Genomic DNA, 18,452 nt, shown 5'->3' with positions numbered 1-18,452 from the left:
GATTCAGGCAGCGACCCATTGATGGGTTGCCAGTAATTCCAGAGACCGATATCGGGCGCGCGCATCGGCAACCGGCGTGTCGATAACGAATTCATCAATGCTGAAGTTCTGATGCAGCGCGTCAAGCTGCGCGTGAACCTGTGAGGCCGTGCCTTTCAGCAGCGAGGGCGTGCGCGGCTCAATCAGGTAGTCCGTGAATCCACCCTGACGGACATAACGTTCAGCCTGTTCCAGACTGGCAACATTGACGCCCGGCCCGTCTTTAACCTGGACATGAAACTGTTTGAGCCCCGCGACCAGCAGATCGGCCTGGGCGGGAGAATCCGCCACCACAACCTGTACCGCCACCAGTGCCCGCTTGCCGCGGGTCAGATGTGAATAGGTCTTCAGTGCACGCTCAAGTAACGGGCGATCACCATTGATGTGAGCGGCAAAGACAAACTGCCAGCCCAGCTCTGCAGCCAGCTGTGCGCTCTGTTCACTGCCACCCAACAAAAAACGCTGCGCCGGGCGCGCCGGTATCGGCGTGGCGCGTAACGTTTCGTCCTTATCCTCTTGCGCCGCGCCGGGCGCCAGCCAGTGTGCTAACTGGCGCAGCTGTTCCGCAAAGCTGCCTTTTTCATCCTGATGCACACCGCGCTGCAGCGCCCGGGTGGAAAGCGGCAGGCCGCCCGGTGCTTTGCCAATACCCAGATCGATACGTCCGGGGGCCAGCGAGGCCAGTACATTGAAATTTTCTGCCACTTTGTAAGGGCTGTAGTGCTGCAGCATCACGCCACCCGATCCCAGCCGGATGCGCGTCGTTTGTGCCGCAATCCAGGCGATTAACACTTCGGGCGACGGACTCGCCAGCTGTTCAATGTTGTGATGCTCAGCCAGCCAGAAACGGTGATAGCCCCATTTCTCGGCCTGTTGCGCCAGCCGCAGCGTACGTTGCAGGGCCGCGGCGGGCGATTCCCCTTCCGCCACGGGCGCTTTATCTAACAGACTTAACTGATATGCCATTCACCTGCCCTCGCTTATTTCCTTTGAAAGCTAGTGTGGCGAGAACGTTATATTTCGTAAAACAACAATTATGAGAATATGAAGTTAAAAAACGGCAATAGAATTTAAAATAATAAAAACCAGGCAGAGAATAACGTTATTTCCGCCTCCCTGTTTAGGCGACCTGTGGAAATAAACCCGGCAACATATCTCAGGCATTTGCGTATTTTCACTAAGCTTTGCGCTATTCCTTATTTTATCTGTCAGACAGAACGTTTCATGATGAAACCATTGTAAAAACACCGCGTTTCAAGAGGAAAAGAAGGATGAATAACATCATTGGCCTGATACGGGAAAACGTTCTGAAGCCGGGTGGGTTTTCAAAAAAAAGACTGTCGGCTATTCCGCCTGCCCTGCCAGACCGCGCATCTGATCAGACGTATTCTGACAGCGGTTCATGCCTGAATAATATTCCTGCGCCTGAGACGCGTGAAAAGAACAACGCGCAGCAAGCTTTTATTCAAACGCCATTATCGCGGAACGACAGTGCCCTTACGGTATTACCGGATTATCGCTGGCAGCCCAATCATATTTAAAGACAACGCGGCCCCTTTTGCTGACCGGGTCTCAGTCTGTGTTATCAGGAGAATCATGACTTCTTTAACGGAAAAACTGGTGCAGTGGCGGCGTGAACTGCATCAGCATCCCGAGCTCTCTCATCAGGAGTTTGCGACCACGGAACGTCTTACCCGTTGGTTACAGCAGGCGGATATTCGTCTGTTGCCCCTGCCGTTAACGACAGGTGTGGTGGTGGAGATTGGTCAGGGCGAGCCGCTGATTGCTTTTCGCGCCGACATTGACGCCCTTCCCATTGACGAGGCGGTGAACGTGCCCTGGAAATCTCAGCGGCCCGGCGTCATGCACGCCTGCGGACATGATATTCATACGTCAGTCATGCTTGGCGTTGCGCATCAGCTGAAACAGCAGGAAGCCGCCCTGCCTGGCCGGGTACGAATTCTTTTTCAACCCGCAGAAGAAACGTTCGACGGCGCCAGACAGCTGATTGATGCCGGTGCACTGACGGGCGTACAGGCTATTTTTGGTCTGCATAACGCGCCGGATTTGCCGCTGGGTACGCTGCGCAGCCGCCCCGGCGCGTTTTACGCCAATGTTGACCGCTTCACCATTCGGGTGCTGGGTAAAGGTGCGCATGCCGCCCGACCGCAGGAAGGCATTGATGCCATCGTGATCGCCAGTCATATCGTTTCGGCACTGCAAACGCTACCGGCTCGCGTCTTTAGCGCGCTGGACACGGTGGTATTAAGCGTCACCCGCTTTACCGCCGGCAATACCTGGAATGTGCTGCCAGAGCAGGTGGAACTGGAAGGTACGGTACGTACGCACAATGCGACCATACGTGAGCACATGCCTGAACGCATGACCGCGCTGATTCAGGGCATCGCGTCGGGCTTTGGCGCGCGCGCTGAACTGGCGTGGATAACGGGACCGCCTGCGCTGCTGAATACCCCGGAATGGGCCGACTTTGCCCTGGAACAGGCTGCCCAGAGCGGTTATCGCGCCGAACGGGCTGAAGTACCGCTGATGGGAGGTGAGGATTTTGCCTTTTACCTGCAGCAGGTGCCGGGGGCATTTGTCAGCATTGGCAGTGCCAGTGAATCGGGGCTTCATCATCCGGCCTTTAACCCTGACGAAGCGCTGATGGGACCGGCTGTCGACTATTTTAGTCAGTTGGCTCCGCACGCCCTACGCCGGATTGCGGCGCGCAAGGAGGCATTGGCGCAACTGTTATAGAAAAACGGGCGTAATCTGTGTCTGAACAAGTTGACTGTTATCTGTTCTAATCGCTATCAGTTGAAAGTGAGGGGAACGATGGACGCCATTAAACAGATCTTAATCGACGAAATTAATACGCTAAACCGTGAAGGACGCCGCGATAATTTGCCGCGTTTCAGCTTCTCGTTTTTAAAAACCCATCCCGGACTGTGGGCAGTGATGTACCTGTGCTATGGCCTGTGCGTCGCGCTGATTTTTTCCACGGATATGCTGGGCTGGCCCGCGTTCTGGTTTGCAACAGCATTTGTGCTGGTGATGAGCTTTCTGATGTTGCTGGACATCAATCCTAAATACCGTTTTGAGGATATTGATGCTCTGGATCTGCGGGTTTGCTATAACGGCGAATGGTATTACGTGGAGCCCGTCCCTGAACAGGCGGTCTCCCGCATTCTGTCACTGCCGGATGCGCCAGAGCGTGTGAAAAGCGGCATTACCCGTTTGCTGAAGCAGAAAGGTGAAGTGGACTTTTACGATGTGTATTACCTGACCTGGGGACATCGTCAGGCCGCTCAGGTTTAATCCTGCGCCATCTCTGCCATTAACCTGCCCAGCGTGACCACCGCCGCCTCGGCCCGCGTATCCCACGGCCAGGCGGTGTTAAGCCGAAAACAGTGACTGAACTGTTCGCCTGCGGCAAACATCTGTCCCGGTGCAATACTGATCCCTTCTGCCAGCGCACGCTGATACAGCTGTGTGGTATTAATACTGTCTGGCAACGTCACCCATAAAAAATAGCCCCCCGCCGCGTCACTGACCGTTGACTGCGCAGGCAGCACCTTTATCAGGGCCTGGCGCGCCAGTTGCTGACGCTTAGCCAGACTTTGCCGCAGCCGTTTCAGGTGATTATCGTAACGTCGGGTCGCCAGGAAATCGGCTAACGCTAACTGCATCGGCGCGCTGGTCGAGAGTGTGCTCATCAGTTGCAGGCGCTGAATTCGCTGCGCATGCCGCCCGGCCGCGACCCAACCGACACGGAACCCCGCCACCAGCGATTTCGAAAAGGAACCGCAGTGCAGCACATCCCCCTGGCTGTCCCAGGCTTTAGCGGGCAACGGCGGTGTGCTGTTGTCGTCCCATAGCTCTGCGTAGACATCATCTTCAATCAATGGCACCTGATAGCGTTCCAGCAGGGCAACCAGTTGCGCTTTACGCGCCGGCGTTAAGGTCACGCCGAGGGGATTTTGCAGCGTGGTCATTAACCAACAGGCTTTAACCGGCCAGCGCTGAAGCGCGTCTTCAAGCTGTTGCAGGTCGATGCCGTGCTGGGTATCGCTCGGGATCGCCAGCGCCTTGAGCTTAAGGCGCTCAATGGCCTGCAGGGCACCATAAAAACTGGGCTGTTCGATCACCACATAGTCACCCGGTTCGGTGAGCGATTGCAGGCTGAGGTTCAGGGCTTCCAGTGCGCCGCTGGTTATCACGATTTCGTCGGGCGACAAGGTGATGCCCTGGCGGGCATAGCGCTGAGCCAGGAGCTGGCGCAATGTCGCGTTGCCCGGCGGCAGGTTATGCAGCGCATCCGTGGGCGTGAGCTGATGCGAGACATTTGCCAGCGAACGCATCAGCGGACGTTGCGGGAACAGCGCCGGATCGGGAAAAGCTGAGCCAAACGGCACAATGGCGGGATCGCGCGAGGCCTGTAACACATCGAACACGAAGTCATTAATATCGACCCGTTCGCTGATGGCAACGCTGAGCGGCGCGGCGGCAAGGGCACGGGGCGCGACGTAATAACCTGACTGCGGACGCGAAACGATCCAGCCCTGACTTTCCAGCAATTCGTAGGCGTGCAGCACCGTCATCAGGCTCAGCCCCTGACGCGCGACCTGCTGGCGCAGCGACGGGAGCCGGGTACCCGGCGGCCAGATACCGGCTTCTATTTGCTGCTGAATGTCATCCATTAATCGCTGATATTTCGCCACGGCCTGTCGCTCCTGATGCAGAGGCGCCACTTTAGCATGTTGATCAGCGCTAACAAAAATCCCTGGCGGGCCTTACACTTCCAGTGCGGCAGGCTCAGTAGCGTGCGGGCCGACAAACTCCTTCAGCTCATCGATCCGATCGGGTGGCAGCGGTTTGCCAAGCAAATAGCCCTGCAGCGTATTACAGCCAAGCTGGGTCAGAAACGCTTGCTGTTCCGACGTTTCCACGCCCTCTGCCACGACCTTTAACTGCAATGACTGCGCCAGCGCCACAATAGCCGACACAATGGTGGCATCTTCAGAATGATGCTCCAGTTCGTTGACGAAGGCGCGGTCAATTTTCAGCTCACTTGCAGGCAGGCGTTTAAGATACAACAGGCTGGAATAGCCGGTACCAAAATCATCAATCGAGGCTTTCACGCCCAACTGCGTCAGTTCAGTCAGAATCCGCACGCTTTCATCGGGATTACGCATGGCGGTGGTTTCGGTCACCTCCAGCGTCAACAGCTCCGCCGGAATCTGGTGTGTCGCCAGTGCCAGCTTAACGGTGTCGATCAGATTGCTTTGCTCAAACTGCAGCGCCGACAGGTTGACCGCGACTGACCACGTCTGATGGCCCTGCAGGTGCCACTGATGCAGCTGGCGACAGGCTTCGTTAATGACCCATCCCCCAATATTCACAATCATGCCGGTTTTTTCCGCTATCGGCAGAAAGCGATCCGGCGACAGCAGGCCATGCTGGGGATGCTGCCAGCGCAGTAGCGCTTCGAAGCCCAGAATCGGGCCGTGCGGTGCGCAGTATTTTGGTTGATAAAACAGGCGCAGTTCATCATTGTCCAGCGCATGCCAGAGGTCGTTGTTCAACTGTAACTGGCTCTGTGCCAGCAGATTCATAGAAGGCTGGAAAAAGGTGTAACCGTTTCGGCCATTGTTTTTGGTGTGGTACATCGCGGCATCGGCATTAAACATCAGCTCGCGCTCATCCTCGCCATCACCGGGATAGACAACAATGCCAATGCTCAGTGACACCACCAGATCGTAACGCGAAATGGGGAACGGGCGGTCAACGGCCTTAACCAGCTGATCGGCGACCGCCGCCGCATCATTCGGCTCGGTAATTTCAATCAGCAGTACAAACTCGTCGCCGCCCAGACGTGCCAGCGTGTAGTAGCCTTTCATCTGGTCACTCATTCTTTTGGTGACGCTGATCAACAGGCTGTCACCGATGTGGTGACCAAAGGCATCGTTTACGGCCTTGAAGCCATCAAGGTCCATAAACATCAGCGCAAACTGCGTGCTTTCACGATTCGCTTTATTGATGGCCTGCTCAAGGCGATCTTCGAGCAGAATACGGTTTGGCAACCGGGTCAGGTTGTCGTGCAGCGCCAGTTGTGCCAGCTCACGGTTGGCTTCAGCCAGCGAGCTGGCCAGGATCGAGGTGCGCGCCTGCATACGGGCATCCAGCATGGAAACCAGCAGCGTAATCCCCAGTATGGCGAGGGTTACTACCGTGACGACAATCGCCAGCCAGTTGCTGTTGACGCCGGATGACATCGTATGGCTACCCATCGGGAATTCCGCCGCCATCATGCCGGTATAATGCATGCCGGCAATCGCGGCCCCCATTACGATAGAGGCACACAGCCGCAAGGCGGCAATTCGCCCCTGTGGGCCTTCGCGCAGTTTAAAAGCCAGCCACAGTGCGGCCACCGAGGCCACAAGGGCAACAATGACTGAAGCCGCGACCCAGCCCCACTTCCAGCGAATACCCGGTGAAAGCATCAGCGCGGCCATGCCGGTGTAGTGCATCGCGACAATGCCGCAGCCCAGGACAATCGCGCCGCCCAGCAAGCGGAACAGCGGCAGGTTGCCCTGGCAAACCAGCCACAAGGCGAAGATGGATGCGCACACCGCAATGCCGGCGGACAGCGCCGTCAGCGAGGCGTCGTAACTCATCATCATGTTCAGGTCCATGGACAGCATGCCAATGAAGTGCATGGCCCAAATCCCTATCCCCATGGCAAAGCCACCGCCAAAGAGCCACGCCAGGGCCACTTTACCGGTTGAGGTCGCAACCCGTCCCGCCATATCCAGCGCGGTGAATGAAGCCAGCATCGCCACTAAGACCGAAATGACGACAATGAATGAGTTGTATGAGGCCACTAACATAGTGATTTCCGAATAGCGCCGAACACGCCGCTGTTAAAGAGATGATGAAAAGGAATTTTCGCCTTGTTACCCTTTTATCGGCGCGGGAAACGACTAAATTAGGCTTTTTTAATAGCGCTTTCCGATACCTGCAAGCGTCCGGCTCAATCAATTCTTTTAGCTGGCATATGAGCCGCCGTTTTGCTGCCTGACCACAACGTTATGCCTGCACTGACGACCTTTACCGCACGGGCAGACAGCAGCTATTCAAAGATAGCGCATCTGCCGCTTTTCAGCCTCACATCCCGCATGCGCTTCTTTCTCATACCAAACTGACGGAGACATAACAGCGACACCACAGACAGGCAAAACAGTTCTGCGGCTCTGCGTCTTCAGCCCGTGATCGCCTGTCGATTCGCCGTTGCAGCAGGCAATGTAACAAAATAATAAAAAATTTATCGATGAGTTTCGCCACTTTGCCTGCGCTGATGTATAGTAAAAAAAACTAATATAAATCAGCACCCCTTTTTTCTGGGGCGCTGGAGAGAGTGACGGCAGGTTGCTGTTATCTGGCGATTTAATGTTATTTTTTCGATGTTTTTGCATTATACCATCAGGTGAAAAAGCACTGACCCTAAATAATCAGTAAGGAATGGTTATGAAATTCAAGCTTTTTCTGTTAGCTGCCGGTGTTGCTACCACCCTGCCGTCCGCGACGTTTGCTGCCACTACCACGGGTGCAATTAACGCTACGCTAACATTAACCACGGGATGTCTGGTGAACGGCCAGTCGGCCACCTCTGGCGTCAATTTCGGTTCGTTGAACTTCGGTAGCAGCGCAGCCACCTTTGGTACGTTGAACGCTACGCTGGTCGGCGCGGCGGGTAACGGCATCTATGTGCGCTGTACGACCGGCCAAACGTTTAACGTTCAGGTGACCAGCAGTAACGCAGCACCGGGAACCGTCTACGGTACCGTTTCTTCTGCGCCACGCTATCTGGTGCTGGGCGCCGATAATACTCAAGGCATCGCCTATACCCTCTACAGCGATGCGTCCTTTACGACCGCCATCGCCAACAACACGAATATTGCGCCCAGCGGGACGACCGATCCGACCCTCGGCACCAATTACGCGATCTATGGACGTGTGGTAGGCGGCGGATTTAATCCGGTGATCCCGGCCGGGACTTATACCGACACGATTAACGTTGCCGTGAACTATTAAGTGCCTGTGTTGGCGTAGATGCAGATGACGGTAAGACGGTCACCTGTTTCGTTCACCGCTGGCGGGTTGCTGCTGATCGTGTGTATGAATGGGTGGAGCATTACGACCAGCTCCACAACATTCCAGGTTTCAGCGTCAATCGTGGCAGGTTGCGTGATCTCCGGCACCAATACGGGGATCTTCGGCACGCTCAATTTTGGCACCCAGTCGGGGCTGGCCAGTAGCAGCGTCAGCGCCAGCTATGTACAAAGTTCCACGATTAACCTGGCCTGCACGCCGGGTACGACGCTGAGTATGACCATCAACGGCGGCAGCAATTACACCACGGCCCGTAACCTGAAGCTGGCGAACAATACCAACACGATTCCTTATTACCTCTACAGCAATGCTGCACACACCACGCCGATTCCGGTGAACACAGCCGTGCCATTGAGTTACAGCAACGCGAACAACATTACGTTACCTATTTACGGCTTGCTGCAATTACCCGGTCCGACAAGCGCCGGGGTTTATTCTGACACCCTCAGCGTCACGCTGACCTGGTGATGAAAAAGGAGCTTTACCATGCCATCCCTGCGTGCCCTGTTTTTTCTGTTCGCTTTTCTGGTGTTGCCTCAGGCTCAGGGTGCAAATTCCGTAATGATTTGGCCCATCGATCCGGCCATCGATCCGGAAGATAAGGCCAGTGAACTGTGGCTGGAAAACCGAGGCAATACTACCACGCTGATGCAGGTGCGCATTTTTGCCTGGCAGCAAACGAACAACCAGGAGCAGTATCAGACCCAGCAGCAGATTGTTGCCAGTCCCCCGTTAGTGCGCATTGAACCGGGGCAAAAGCAACTGGTCCGTCTGATTAAACAGATCCCGCCTGCCGCAGGACAGGAGATGGCCTATCGCGTTGTGCTGGATGAAATCCCCACGCCACGTGCCGTTGGCGATAATCAGGCCGGGCTCAATTTTCAGATGCGCTATTCGGTGCCGCTCTTTGTCTATGGCAACGGTCTGGTGCGCGACAATGCAAAACCCGCCCTGAGCTGGCGTCAGGTGAACGCGGGCGGTAAGCGCTACCTGGAACTGACGAATCGCGGTAACGGCCATGCCCGACTCAGCAATGTCACCATTGGTGGCCAGCGGCTCGGCAACGGCCTCTATGGTTATGTGCTGGCGAACAGCACACAGCGCTTTCCGCTCAGGTCCGCCGTCAGCGGTGAACTGCGCGCAGAGACCAACACCGGACAGTGGCGCAGCGCCGCAGCGCAGTAAATCGCAATGAAGCCGTATTCCCCGCATCCCGTTGCGCTCGCCATTGCGAGTCTGTGTTGTCTGGTGCCCACGTTTGTGTGGGCAGAAACGTTTACGTCGCTTCCCCCGCCGCCGCCCGTTGACAACGGGGCCACGGGCCAGCGCTATATGCTGGAGTTGGTGGTGAATCAGCTGTCACGTGGCGATATTGTGCCCGTGGAGCAACAAAACGGCCACTTCCTGGTGCGGGCAGGCGACTTACAACGCGCGGGAATCCCGGCGGAGAAGATTCAGGGGCAACAGCAGGTCGATGTGAATCAGCTCGCCGGGGTCAACGTGGAGTACGACGATCGCCGTCAGCGCCTGTTGCTGACCGTGCCGCCCGGCTGGCTGCCTGAACAGACCATTGGTGAGGAAAGGAACGGGTCGCGCTTCCCCGGACGTGTGAGTACCGGGGCGCTGTTCAATTACGATCTCTATGCCACGCGCACCGATGTGGCAGGCACGCGTCTGGCCGCCTTTAATGAGCTGCGCGTGTTTGGTCCCGCCGGGCACTTCTCCAGCAATGGCGTTTTACAGCAGCAGCTGGAAGGACAGAATCGCTACCAGAATGACGGCTACATTCGCTACGACACCTGGTGGAGCAATGAAGATGAAAACGCCATCCTGAGCTGGCGGGTGGGGGATCTGACTACCGATGCGCTGTCATGGAGCAGCAGCGTGCGGCTCGGCGGCATCCAGATTGCCCGCGACTTTAGCGTGCGGCCGGATCTGATCACCTATCCCTTGCCTGCCTTTTTTGGCCAGGCGGCGGTGCCGTCAACGGTGGATCTGTTTGTCAATGGCTACCGCTCTACTCAGGCGAATGTCCAGCCTGGCCCCTGGTCGCTCACTAACGTGCCTTTCGTTAACGGTGCCGGTGACGCCGTGATTACAACAACGGATGCGGTGGGTCGTCAGGTCGTCACGACGCTGCCGTTCTATGTGTCCAGTAACTTGCTCAAGCCAGGCCTGTCTGACTACGCCTTTTCAGCCGGTGCGCTTCGGCAAAATTACGGCATCAAAAACGCCGATTACGGTGCGGCCGCGATGAGCGGCTCGTGGCGCTATGGCCTGACAGACTGGCTCACACTGGAAACCCATGGTGAAGGGAGCCGCGATTTGGCTATGGGCGGCGCAGGTGCCCTGTTTAAAGTCGGCAGTTGGGGCGTGATCAACGGAGCCGCCGCACAGAGCCACCTGGACAGCGAGTCGGGCAATCAGTACAGCTGGGGTTATCAATACAACACCAGCCGTTTCAGCCTGGGCACTCAGCATACGGTGCGCAGCGCGGGCTTTGGCAACCTGGCGTTGGTGAGTAGCCAGAGCAATGCCCTCTATGCAGATAACCGCTACAGCCTGGCACGGCGCACGGCGCAGTACACCGCCAGCGTGTCGCTCAATCGCTATGGCAGTCTGGGCGCGGCCTGGATCGACATTGCCAGCGGCGATAACCAGCGTACCCGCCTGTGGAACCTCTCCTGGAGTAAAAATTTGTGGGGCAATGCCAGCCTGTATGTCTCCGCCAGCCGCGACAGAGAGCAGGGAGAATGGAGCGGCGCAGTCTCGCTGGTGATTCCGTTTGGTGAAAACAGTAATGCTTCCCTGAGCGTCGAACGCGATCAACAGGGTCAACAAAGCCAGCGGGCGTATTTATCCCGCGCCATGCCCAGCGATGGCGGATTCGCCTGGGATGCCTCCTGGGCGAACCAGGGCGGCAACAGTGGCGACTATCGCCAGGGCAGTCTGCGTTACCGCAATAACAAGATCGATACCTCTGCCGGCTTCTACGGCGATGACGACAACCTCACCCAGTGGGCCGATGTGTCCGGCTCGGTGGTGTTAATGGACAGCCAGGTGTTTGCCGCTAACACCATTAACGATGCGTTTGTGGTGGTGAAAACCCATTACCCTGACGTGAATGTGCGCTATGAAAATCAGTCGATGGGACGCACTGACCGCCAGGGCTATCTGCTGGTGCCGTCGATCAGCAGCTACTATCCCGCTAAATACGACATCGATACGCTCGATCTGCCCGCCGATATGACGGTGCCCAACGTCGAGCAGCGCTTTGCCGTTAAACGGCAAAGTGGGTTTTTGCTGAACTTCCCGGTCGAGCGGTTGCGCGCCGCCAGCGTGATACTGCATGACGGTCAGGATAAGCCGCTGCCCGTGTCCAGCCAGGTGATTCGGCCGGGACGGGCTACGGGCTATGTGGGTTGGGACGGTATTGTCTGGATGGAAGAACTGGGTGCCACCAATCCCATCCGCGTGATCGCCCCTGATGGTCGCGCCTGCGAAACGATCCTGACGTTGCCTGGCGGTCAGCCGCAGGCACTCAAAACGTATGGCCCGCTTACCTGCCCGTTGCCGCCGCTCCCCAGAGGCGCATCCGTGCCTAATCCCGATAACGCCACTGCCGGAATCACCCCATGAAAACGCTAATGTTGCTGCTTTGCCTGCTGCTGTTACCCTCGCTGAGTTACGCCGCCTGTGCCCTGCCCGCCTCCAGCGCCAGCTTTGGCAGTGTGACCACCTTTGTGGCTAACACCACGGTCAGTAGCACCTCGACCAATGCTGACGTCAACTGCGGGGCCGGCAGCGCGCTGTCGCTGCTGAGCAATAACCAGATCACCTTTCAGCTGACCAGCGCCAGCAACGCCAATGGGACGCGCGGCATCCTCAAACGGAGCGGCGATACCGGCAGCGACAACATTCCGGTGCGGTTATGTACCGACAGCGCCTGTGCCAGTGAGCTCACCATTGGCGGACCTGCGTTTGTCTACAACTCCGCCACCTTAATCAACCTGGCGGGATTGCTGGGTAGTCTCAACTTTGCCATTCCGGTCTATTTGCGCACCCTCACCGGGCAAACCGTGGCCGCCGGGACCTACACGGTGACGCTGAATATGACGGTCACCTACAACATCTGTACCAGCGTTTCGGCTGTTGGCCTGTGTCTCACACCGCAAACCGGCAGCGGCGTCATTCCCATTACTGTTACCGTGGTGCTCAGCAACGACTGTACCGCCATCACCGCGCCCAATATCAGCTTTGGCAGCGCACCGCTGGTCGCCAGTTTTGGCAGCGTGTCACAAACCATCAATGTCCTGTGCAGTAAAGGCAGCACCTATACAGTGGGGTTAAGCAACGGCAATAACGCGGTAAGCAGCGTACGTAATATGGCGAGTGGGACGAACCAACTGAGTTACGAGATTTATAAAGGAACGACCAGTAATCGCTGGGGACCGAGTGGCACGGAACGGGTAAGCAGCACGGCGGCGGATACCGTCAGTACCGATGGGCTGACGCGCAGCTACAACTACACTGCGCGTGTCCTCACCACCCAAAATACGCCGCCTGCAGGGAATTATACCGACAGCGTCGTGGTGGATATCGCGTTTTAGAGCGGCGCGCTGACGGGGGTTCCGCTATGCCGGGCGCGATACTGTTTCACCATGCGGCCAATCAGTAATGTCCCGATTAATCCACAAATGGCCGCAAAGGTCAGCCACGCGCCGGGCATCGCCTTATCGCCGCTGGCGTGGATCAGATAGCTGGAAACGGCGGGCGTGAAGCCACCGAACAGCGCCGTGGCCAGGCTGTAAGCCAGCGAGAAACCGGCGGCACGCACCTCGGCGGGCATAATTTCTGCCAGATAAACCACCATCGCGCCGTTGTAGCTGGCGTACAGGAAGGAGAGCCAGAGCTCCGCCGCCAGCAGGTGGCCGAAGCTCGGCGCGCCAACCATCCAGTGCAGCACGGGCCAGGCGGTGGCAATCATCAATACCGTAAACGTCAGCAGCAGCGGACGACGACCTACGCGGTCAGACAGCGCGCCCATCACCGGGAGCCAGAACAGGTTGGAAATCCCCACAAACAGCGTCACCATAAAGGCCTGTTTGTCACTCATCATTAATACGGTCTTGCCGAAGGTTGGCGTGAACGCGGTGATCATGTAAAACATCACCGTGGTGGTCACCACCATCAGCATACCGGCCAGCACCAGTGCCCAGTTGCTGGCGACGGAACGCATAATGTCGGTCATTGATGGATGGTGTTTACGCTGACTAAAGGCTTCGGTCTCTTCCAGCATGCGACGAATATAGAACAGGAAAGGGACGATCAGGCAACCCACGACAAACGGAATACGCCAGCCCCATTCGGTCACCTCATCATGTGAGAGCAGATGATTCAGCCCCAGCCCCAGCAGAGCCGCGAAGATCACCGCGATTTGCTGGCTACCGGACTGCCAGCTGACAAAGAACCCTTTACGCCCCTTCGGTGCCACTTCGGCCAGATAAACCGAAACGCCGCCCAGTTCTACCCCGGCAGAAAAACCCTGCAATAAGCGACCAAGTAAAATGAGTATCGGTGCGGCGGCACCCAGGGTGGCATAACCCGGGACCAGTGCGATAGTCAGCGTGCCTAACGCCATCAGCCCAAGCGTTAACAGCAGTCCTTTACGACGGCCATGATGGTCAATGTACGCTCCCAGAATAATCGCCCCCAGAGGACGCATCAGAAAGCCGGCACCGAAGGTCATCAGTGTCAGCATTAACGAGGAGAAGGGATCGTCTCCGGGGAAAAAGGTTTTGGAAATGGCCGTGGCGTAGTAGCCAAACACCATAAAATCGTACATTTCAAGGAAGTTACCGCTGGTAACATTGAAAATGGTTCTGGCCGCACCTTTTGGCGGCTTTTGTAAAGTTTCACTTTGGCTCATAACTGCTTCCTTGGTTTTTTATCCCTTTTAGCCTGCCAGAGGTGAGATTAATGTGACCTCCATCACCATTGCACTTTACAAACTCTCTGGTTTAAGTAACAAGAAATTAACAGAAGGGTTACAGCAGCATAACTGCCTGCTCGGCGCAGGATTTGCCAGACAAGATGTGGCAAAAATTCAGGCATAAAAAAAGCGCGTCGGGCTGAACGCGCTGTCTTACAAAACAAGGGATAAACGGATGAAGGAGAAACAGGCGAAACGCACTCAATGCAAGGCTGTGCAGGACGGGTTTAGCCTGCGCATATCAACGACGCGTTATTTTTTTACCGTTTCCATCCCCATCAGGCCGATCTTGAGATAACCCGCCGTGCGCAGTTCATCCATCACGCTCATCAGGGTTTCATAATCGACCGATTTGTCGGCCTGGAAGAAAATGGTGGTATCTTTGTTGCCTTGCGTCTGCTGCGTCAACACGTTGATAAGCGCGTCCTTGTTCACCTGATCGTTACCTACGTAAAGCTGCTTATCGGCTTTAATCGAGAGATAGACCGGTTTTTCCGGACGCGGTTGCGGCGCACTGGTGGACGCGGGCAGATTCACACGCACATCCACCGTTGCCAGGGGCGCAGCCACCATAAAGATAATCAGCAGTACCAGCATCACGTCGATAAACGGCGTGACGTTGATTTCATGCATTTCACCATCGGTTTCTGAGCTGTCGTTAAATCGCATTGCCATAACGCTTACCCCAGACGCAGTTTTTGCGCGGCGGCAGGACGGCTGACCTCAGGCTGAGCCAGGTTTCCCAGGTCGATATCGCGGCTTTGCAGCAGCATGACCTGTGCGGCAACATCGCCTAAGGAGGCTTTGTAATTAGCGATCATACGGGCAAACACGTTATAAATCACAACCGCCGGAATCGCCGCGACTAAACCAATGGCCGTCGCCAGCAGCGCTTCGGCGATACCCGGTGCCACGACCGCCAGGTTAGTCGTCTGGGTTTTGGCAATACCGATAAAGCTGTTCATGATGCCCCAGACGGTACCAAACAGGCCGACGAAGGGGGCCACCGAGCCAATCGTGGCCAGGAAGCCATTCCCGCGCCCCGCATGACGGCAGAATGCCGCAACCCGACGCTCAAGACGAAACGCAGTGCGTTCTTTAATGCCGCCGGTTTCTTCCACGCCTGCGGACAGTTCCAGCTCGTTTTGCGCATCATGTAACAGTACCGCGCTGTGGCTGGCCGCATGGAAGCTCTGGGCCGCGCGCGCGGCATCATTGAGACTGCGGGCTTCGCCTAATGCCAGCTGTTCACGCTTCAGGCGACGTCTGGCGGCGCTCAGCTCAGCGTACTTCCCGAAGAAAATGGCCCAGGTCACGACCGAGGCCAGTAACAGCCCGATCATGACAACCTTCACCACAATATCGGCATGCTGATACATGCCCCACACGGAAAGGTCCGCTTGCATTAAATCACTGGCTACCACGCTGCTTCTCCAACTTCATATACAGGATGCGGAATAAGGGCAAATGATAGCAAAAATCAATCGAATTGATAGTGGTTCTCATTAGTATTTACAATCGAATAGCTGGACATCGCTGGAAGAAGGGATAACGCGTAGCCGTATCTGTTGCACCGTGTTGCCTGTATCCGGACAGTATGCAACGCAGCGATGAGGGCGGTCAGAAACTGCCTGGTCGATGGCTGATGCGCATGGAGAGTGAGTTGATCCGCAGCCCGCCCTGCTGAGCACGCTAACCGCAGACGCAGGGAAAGTGTTTTGTGGCGTTTAATAAGCCATCGGGCGTCATAATGGCGCGAGAAAAATAATTTTATCCGGTCCAGCATCAATCTGAATTTTCATTGTCAGATAAGCCAGCACGTAAAACATTGAGGCCGCCAGTCAGGGTTTGCCTGTTGTAAGTGGCCGTTGCGCAAACATAATGAAAACAGCCGATGAGTAACCTCTTTATCGCCAGCCTGATGACGTTTTTTCGTCGAATAAAGCAGCAGGGCCGCTGTGCTTCACATAACAGGATCGCTGCCTGCAATCGCCACGCTGATCGGCAATCCGTCCGGGCCCATCCGGAAGATGCGTCACTGAGTGCCGGCGCGCGCCGGTCCTCTTTGGTATCTGTACCAGGCGCTGAGCACTCGCCACAAATGCCGGGACGCCCAGCCTCTCTCTGGCTGTCGCGCGTCTTCCTGCTTATCTCACTGCTGTTGCCGGGATCGGGCATGGTTTCACCCTGTTCAGGGGCGTGCTATGCCGCGACGAACACCTTGATTACGTTACACTTCTTCAGGCGCTGCTATGAATCGGGCAAGCCCTCATCCGGTATGGTGAAGTGTTTCAGTCGTCAGCTCCGCACGGTCGCGCTCATTCGCTTTATTCATGCTTCACGCAATGCGGCACCGCCGGGCAAACTGAAGCGTTTTCACTATGCGCATCACGCCGGTAAAAAGTCCGTCCGGCCGCCATTCCGTGCAGACAGCGGGGAAGCGCCAACACCGGTAAGTACGTCAACCTCCCCCCTGTTCCAGCCTGATACCTTACTGCGTCAGCGCCCTGCGCAACCGCTGCCGCCCTGCCTGAGTCAGGCAGACAACGCGGCACAGCAAAATCTGTTTGTGCCGCAACGGGACATGGACGCGGGCTTACTGCCCTGTCTGCATTGACCGCGGCTGGGCAGGTTAATGGATATCCCCCGGGCTGACGCCCCAGCGGGAGACGGTGCCGCTGTCCGCGCGCTGACGCTGCTGATAGCGTCCTTTCGCCGCAATCATTGCCACCGTCAGCAAGGCCGGAATCGCTAATACCGCGAAAATCGTGGTAACGCCCCATCCCAGCGCCAGCATTTCCGCGCCCGCCAGCGCACTCAGGATTGCGCCAACGCGCCCGACGCCGTGCATCCAGCTGGAACCGGTTGCCCGCGCCTCGGTGGGATAAAAGCTGGCCGACAGGGCATTCATTCCGGTGTTCGCGCCACCAATGCAAAAGCCTATCATCAGTGCGCAGCCGCCAAGCAACACCGGATGCGTCATCGACAGCCCCATACAAACAGTAAACAGTCCACCCGCACCGTAAATCAGCGATAAGGCACGATGCGATTCAATACGATCCATCAGCCAGCCGGAAAACAGAGAACCGCATGTGCCGCCAGCCTGGAACAGGGCCGTAATAACCGCTGCCTGAACCACGCTAAAACCGTTGTCTTTAATCAGCATCGGCAGCCAGCTGCCCAGGGTGTAAAACAGAAACAGTGCGGTGAAGTAGGCGCCCCACAGCATCAGACTGCCGAAGCGGTAGGTGTCATTGAGGACGACTTTCACAGGCTGCGCGTGAGCCCGACTGACCGGGGGCAACGCCAGCGTACACTGTTGCAGATCCAGATCCGGGGCCAGTTTCGCCAGGATACGGTGAATTTTTTGGCTGGCCGCGCGCCTGACCACCAGAAAGCAGACCGACTCCGGCAGCGCCCACAGCAGTAACGGCACAAACAGAATCGGCAGGATGCCGCCCAGCAACAGCACAGCATGCCAGCCAAAGTGCGGCATCAGCCAGGAGGCGGCGAAACCGCCCAGTGCCGCGCCAAAAGTAAAGCCACAAAAAACGACGGTGATAAGAAAGGCGCGCCGTCTGGCCGGGGCAAACTCCGCCACCAGCGTCCCCACATTCGGCATCGCCGCGCCTAAACCCAGGCCGGTGAGAAAGCGAAACAGGACCATCTGTTCCATATTTTGCGAGAAGGCGGTGATCAGCGTCCACGCGCCAAAAAAGAACACACTGTTAATGATGACCACTTTTCGGCCCAGCTTATCGGATAGCGGACCCGAGAGCATCGCCCCCAGCGCCAGTCCCACCAGCGCCGCGCTGATAATCAGCCCCAGTTCGCGATTCGTGATCCCCCAGTCTGCTTTTAATTCAGGGGCAATAAACCCCATGATGGCGATATCGAACCCATCAAGCGCGATGATGCAGAAGCCGAACAGCACCACCATCTTTTGCCACATCCCCAGCGGGCGGCTGTCGATTAACGCCCGAACATCAATTGCTTTGCTTTCCGCCACGGTGACTCTCCGGTGAAATAAGTAATGTGCAGTTACTATATGCAGGCGCTGCAGGGCAAGAAATGGCGATAATCGAAATTTTGTGCGTTTATCGCGCAACCTGCGCCCGTGCGGGCAGCTGAAATGCGTTAATGGCTTGTTAAAAATAAGGAATTTTCTGGAAAGTCTGTCTGGACTGTCCGGTGAGGATTGTGAGCGTGATCGGCGTGATGCCAGCAAAGGGAAAGAGAGAAAACGCGG

General features: G+C 56.6%; 18 protein-coding genes. 10 read left to right on the top strand and 8 right to left on the bottom strand.

Translation table 11 applies throughout. The features are described from left to right. Nucleotides 1-3: 3 nt before the first annotated feature. Entirely contained in the window at nt 4-1,005 is a 1,002-nt protein-coding gene (locus C7434_RS15380) for an LLM class flavin-dependent oxidoreductase (RefSeq protein ID WP_033739765.1), read from the bottom strand. Nucleotides 1,006-1,310: 305 nt separating this feature from the next. Between C7434_RS15380 and C7434_RS15375 the strand changes: the two genes are divergently transcribed. From C7434_RS15375 to C7434_RS15365, 3 genes are all read left to right on the top strand, one after another. Further along, complete coding sequence (locus C7434_RS15375; protein ID WP_033739767.1) at nt 1,311-1,580, top strand: hypothetical protein; 270 nt, start codon at nt 1,311-1,313, stop codon at nt 1,578-1,580. Nucleotides 1,581-1,635: 55 nt separating this feature from the next. Then, complete coding sequence (locus tag C7434_RS15370; RefSeq protein ID WP_133745627.1) at nt 1,636-2,796, top strand: amidohydrolase; 1,161 nt, start codon at nt 1,636-1,638, stop codon at nt 2,794-2,796. Nucleotides 2,797-2,874: 78 nt separating this feature from the next. Next, the gene (locus tag C7434_RS15365) at nt 2,875-3,357 is read left to right on the top strand and encodes a YlaC family protein (RefSeq protein WP_006118156.1); all 483 of its coding nucleotides are present in this window, start codon (nt 2,875-2,877) and stop codon (nt 3,355-3,357) included. Here C7434_RS15365 and C7434_RS15360 read toward each other — a convergent pair. The 3 genes from C7434_RS15360 to C7434_RS15350 form a co-directional block, all read right to left on the bottom strand. Next, nucleotides 3,354-4,760 carry a PLP-dependent aminotransferase family protein gene (locus C7434_RS15360; protein ID WP_058702292.1) on the bottom strand — a complete coding sequence of 469 codons (1,407 nt, stop codon included), beginning with the start codon at nt 4,758-4,760 and terminating at the stop codon, nt 3,354-3,356. The genes C7434_RS15365 and C7434_RS15360 overlap by 4 nt on opposite strands. 72 nt (nt 4,761-4,832) lie before the next feature. After that, nucleotides 4,833-6,929, bottom strand: coding sequence for a bifunctional diguanylate cyclase/phosphodiesterase (locus C7434_RS15355; protein WP_033739769.1), 2,097 nt, complete (start codon nt 6,927-6,929; stop codon nt 4,833-4,835). A 246-nt stretch (nt 6,930-7,175) separates the two neighbouring features. After that, on the bottom strand, nt 7,176-7,514 hold the full coding sequence (locus C7434_RS15350; protein ID WP_033739771.1) for a hypothetical protein: 339 nt from the start codon (nt 7,512-7,514) through the stop codon (nt 7,176-7,178). A 52-nt stretch (nt 7,515-7,566) separates the two neighbouring features. Here C7434_RS15350 and C7434_RS15345 point away from each other — a divergent pair, with 52 nt between their 5' ends. From C7434_RS15345 to C7434_RS15325, 5 genes are read left to right on the top strand one after another with little or no spacing between them, the layout of a single operon-like run. After that, on the top strand, nt 7,567-8,133 hold the full coding sequence (locus C7434_RS15345; protein ID WP_006118158.1) for a spore coat protein U domain-containing protein: 567 nt from the start codon (nt 7,567-7,569) through the stop codon (nt 8,131-8,133). 24 nt (nt 8,134-8,157) lie between these two features. After that, the gene (locus tag C7434_RS15340; RefSeq protein WP_006118159.1) at nt 8,158-8,679 is read left to right on the top strand and encodes a spore coat U domain-containing protein; all 522 of its coding nucleotides are present in this window, start codon (nt 8,158-8,160) and stop codon (nt 8,677-8,679) included. Nucleotides 8,680-8,697: 18 nt separating this feature from the next. Further along, nucleotides 8,698-9,396 (top strand): molecular chaperone, encoded by a 699-nt coding sequence (locus C7434_RS15335; RefSeq protein WP_006118160.1) that lies wholly within the window; start codon nt 8,698-8,700, stop codon nt 9,394-9,396. Nucleotides 9,397-9,402: 6 nt separating this feature from the next. Further along, nucleotides 9,403-11,850, top strand: coding sequence for a fimbria/pilus outer membrane usher protein (locus C7434_RS15330; protein WP_039342188.1), 2,448 nt, complete (start codon nt 9,403-9,405; stop codon nt 11,848-11,850). Further along, the gene (locus C7434_RS15325) at nt 11,847-12,821 is read left to right on the top strand and encodes a spore coat U domain-containing protein (protein WP_033739775.1); all 975 of its coding nucleotides are present in this window, start codon (nt 11,847-11,849) and stop codon (nt 12,819-12,821) included. Before C7434_RS15330 ends, C7434_RS15325 begins: the two co-directional genes overlap by 4 nt. On the opposite strand, the gene C7434_RS15320 is transcribed toward C7434_RS15325, so the two are convergent. Continuing rightward, nucleotides 12,818-14,140, bottom strand: coding sequence for an MFS transporter (locus tag C7434_RS15320; protein WP_006118162.1), 1,323 nt, complete (start codon nt 14,138-14,140; stop codon nt 12,818-12,820). The two genes, C7434_RS15325 and C7434_RS15320, sit on opposite strands and share 4 nt — an antisense overlap. A 52-nt stretch (nt 14,141-14,192) precedes the next feature. Here C7434_RS15320 and C7434_RS22330 point away from each other — a divergent pair, with 52 nt between their 5' ends. Next, the gene (locus C7434_RS22330) at nt 14,193-14,327 is read left to right on the top strand and encodes a hypothetical protein (protein ID WP_255421309.1); all 135 of its coding nucleotides are present in this window, start codon (nt 14,193-14,195) and stop codon (nt 14,325-14,327) included. A gap of 128 nt (nt 14,328-14,455) precedes the next feature. On the opposite strand, the gene exbD is transcribed toward C7434_RS22330, so the two are convergent. Further along, a complete protein-coding gene (gene exbD, locus C7434_RS15315) occupies nt 14,456-14,878 on the bottom strand; it encodes a TonB system transport protein ExbD (protein ID WP_033739776.1) in 423 nt (140 codons plus the stop codon). A gap of 5 nt (nt 14,879-14,883) precedes the next feature. Beyond that, entirely contained in the window at nt 14,884-15,609 is a 726-nt protein-coding gene (gene exbB, locus C7434_RS15310; RefSeq protein WP_172677633.1) for a tol-pal system-associated acyl-CoA thioesterase, read from the bottom strand. A 488-nt stretch (nt 15,610-16,097) separates the two neighbouring features. Here exbB and C7434_RS15305 point away from each other — a divergent pair, with 488 nt between their 5' ends. Beyond that, nucleotides 16,098-16,820: a hypothetical protein gene (locus C7434_RS15305; RefSeq protein WP_226374567.1), complete on the top strand. Its 723-nt coding sequence runs from the start codon at nt 16,098-16,100 to the stop codon at nt 16,818-16,820. Nucleotides 16,821-16,835: 15 nt separating this feature from the next. Here C7434_RS15305 and C7434_RS15300 read toward each other — a convergent pair whose 3' ends face one another. Further along, nucleotides 16,836-18,212, bottom strand: a complete 1,377-nt coding sequence (locus tag C7434_RS15300) for an aromatic acid/H+ symport family MFS transporter (RefSeq protein WP_039342179.1) — start codon at nt 18,210-18,212, stop codon at nt 16,836-16,838. Between the last annotated feature and the right edge of the window lie 240 nt (nt 18,213-18,452).

Source organism: Pantoea sp. PNA 14-12, from assembly GCF_004364735.1.
Taxonomy (GTDB): Bacteria; Pseudomonadota; Gammaproteobacteria; order Enterobacterales; family Enterobacteriaceae; genus Pantoea; species Pantoea stewartii.
Note: the sequence above shows the minus strand (reverse complement) of the source record. Positions and strands in the feature narration are given on the sequence as shown.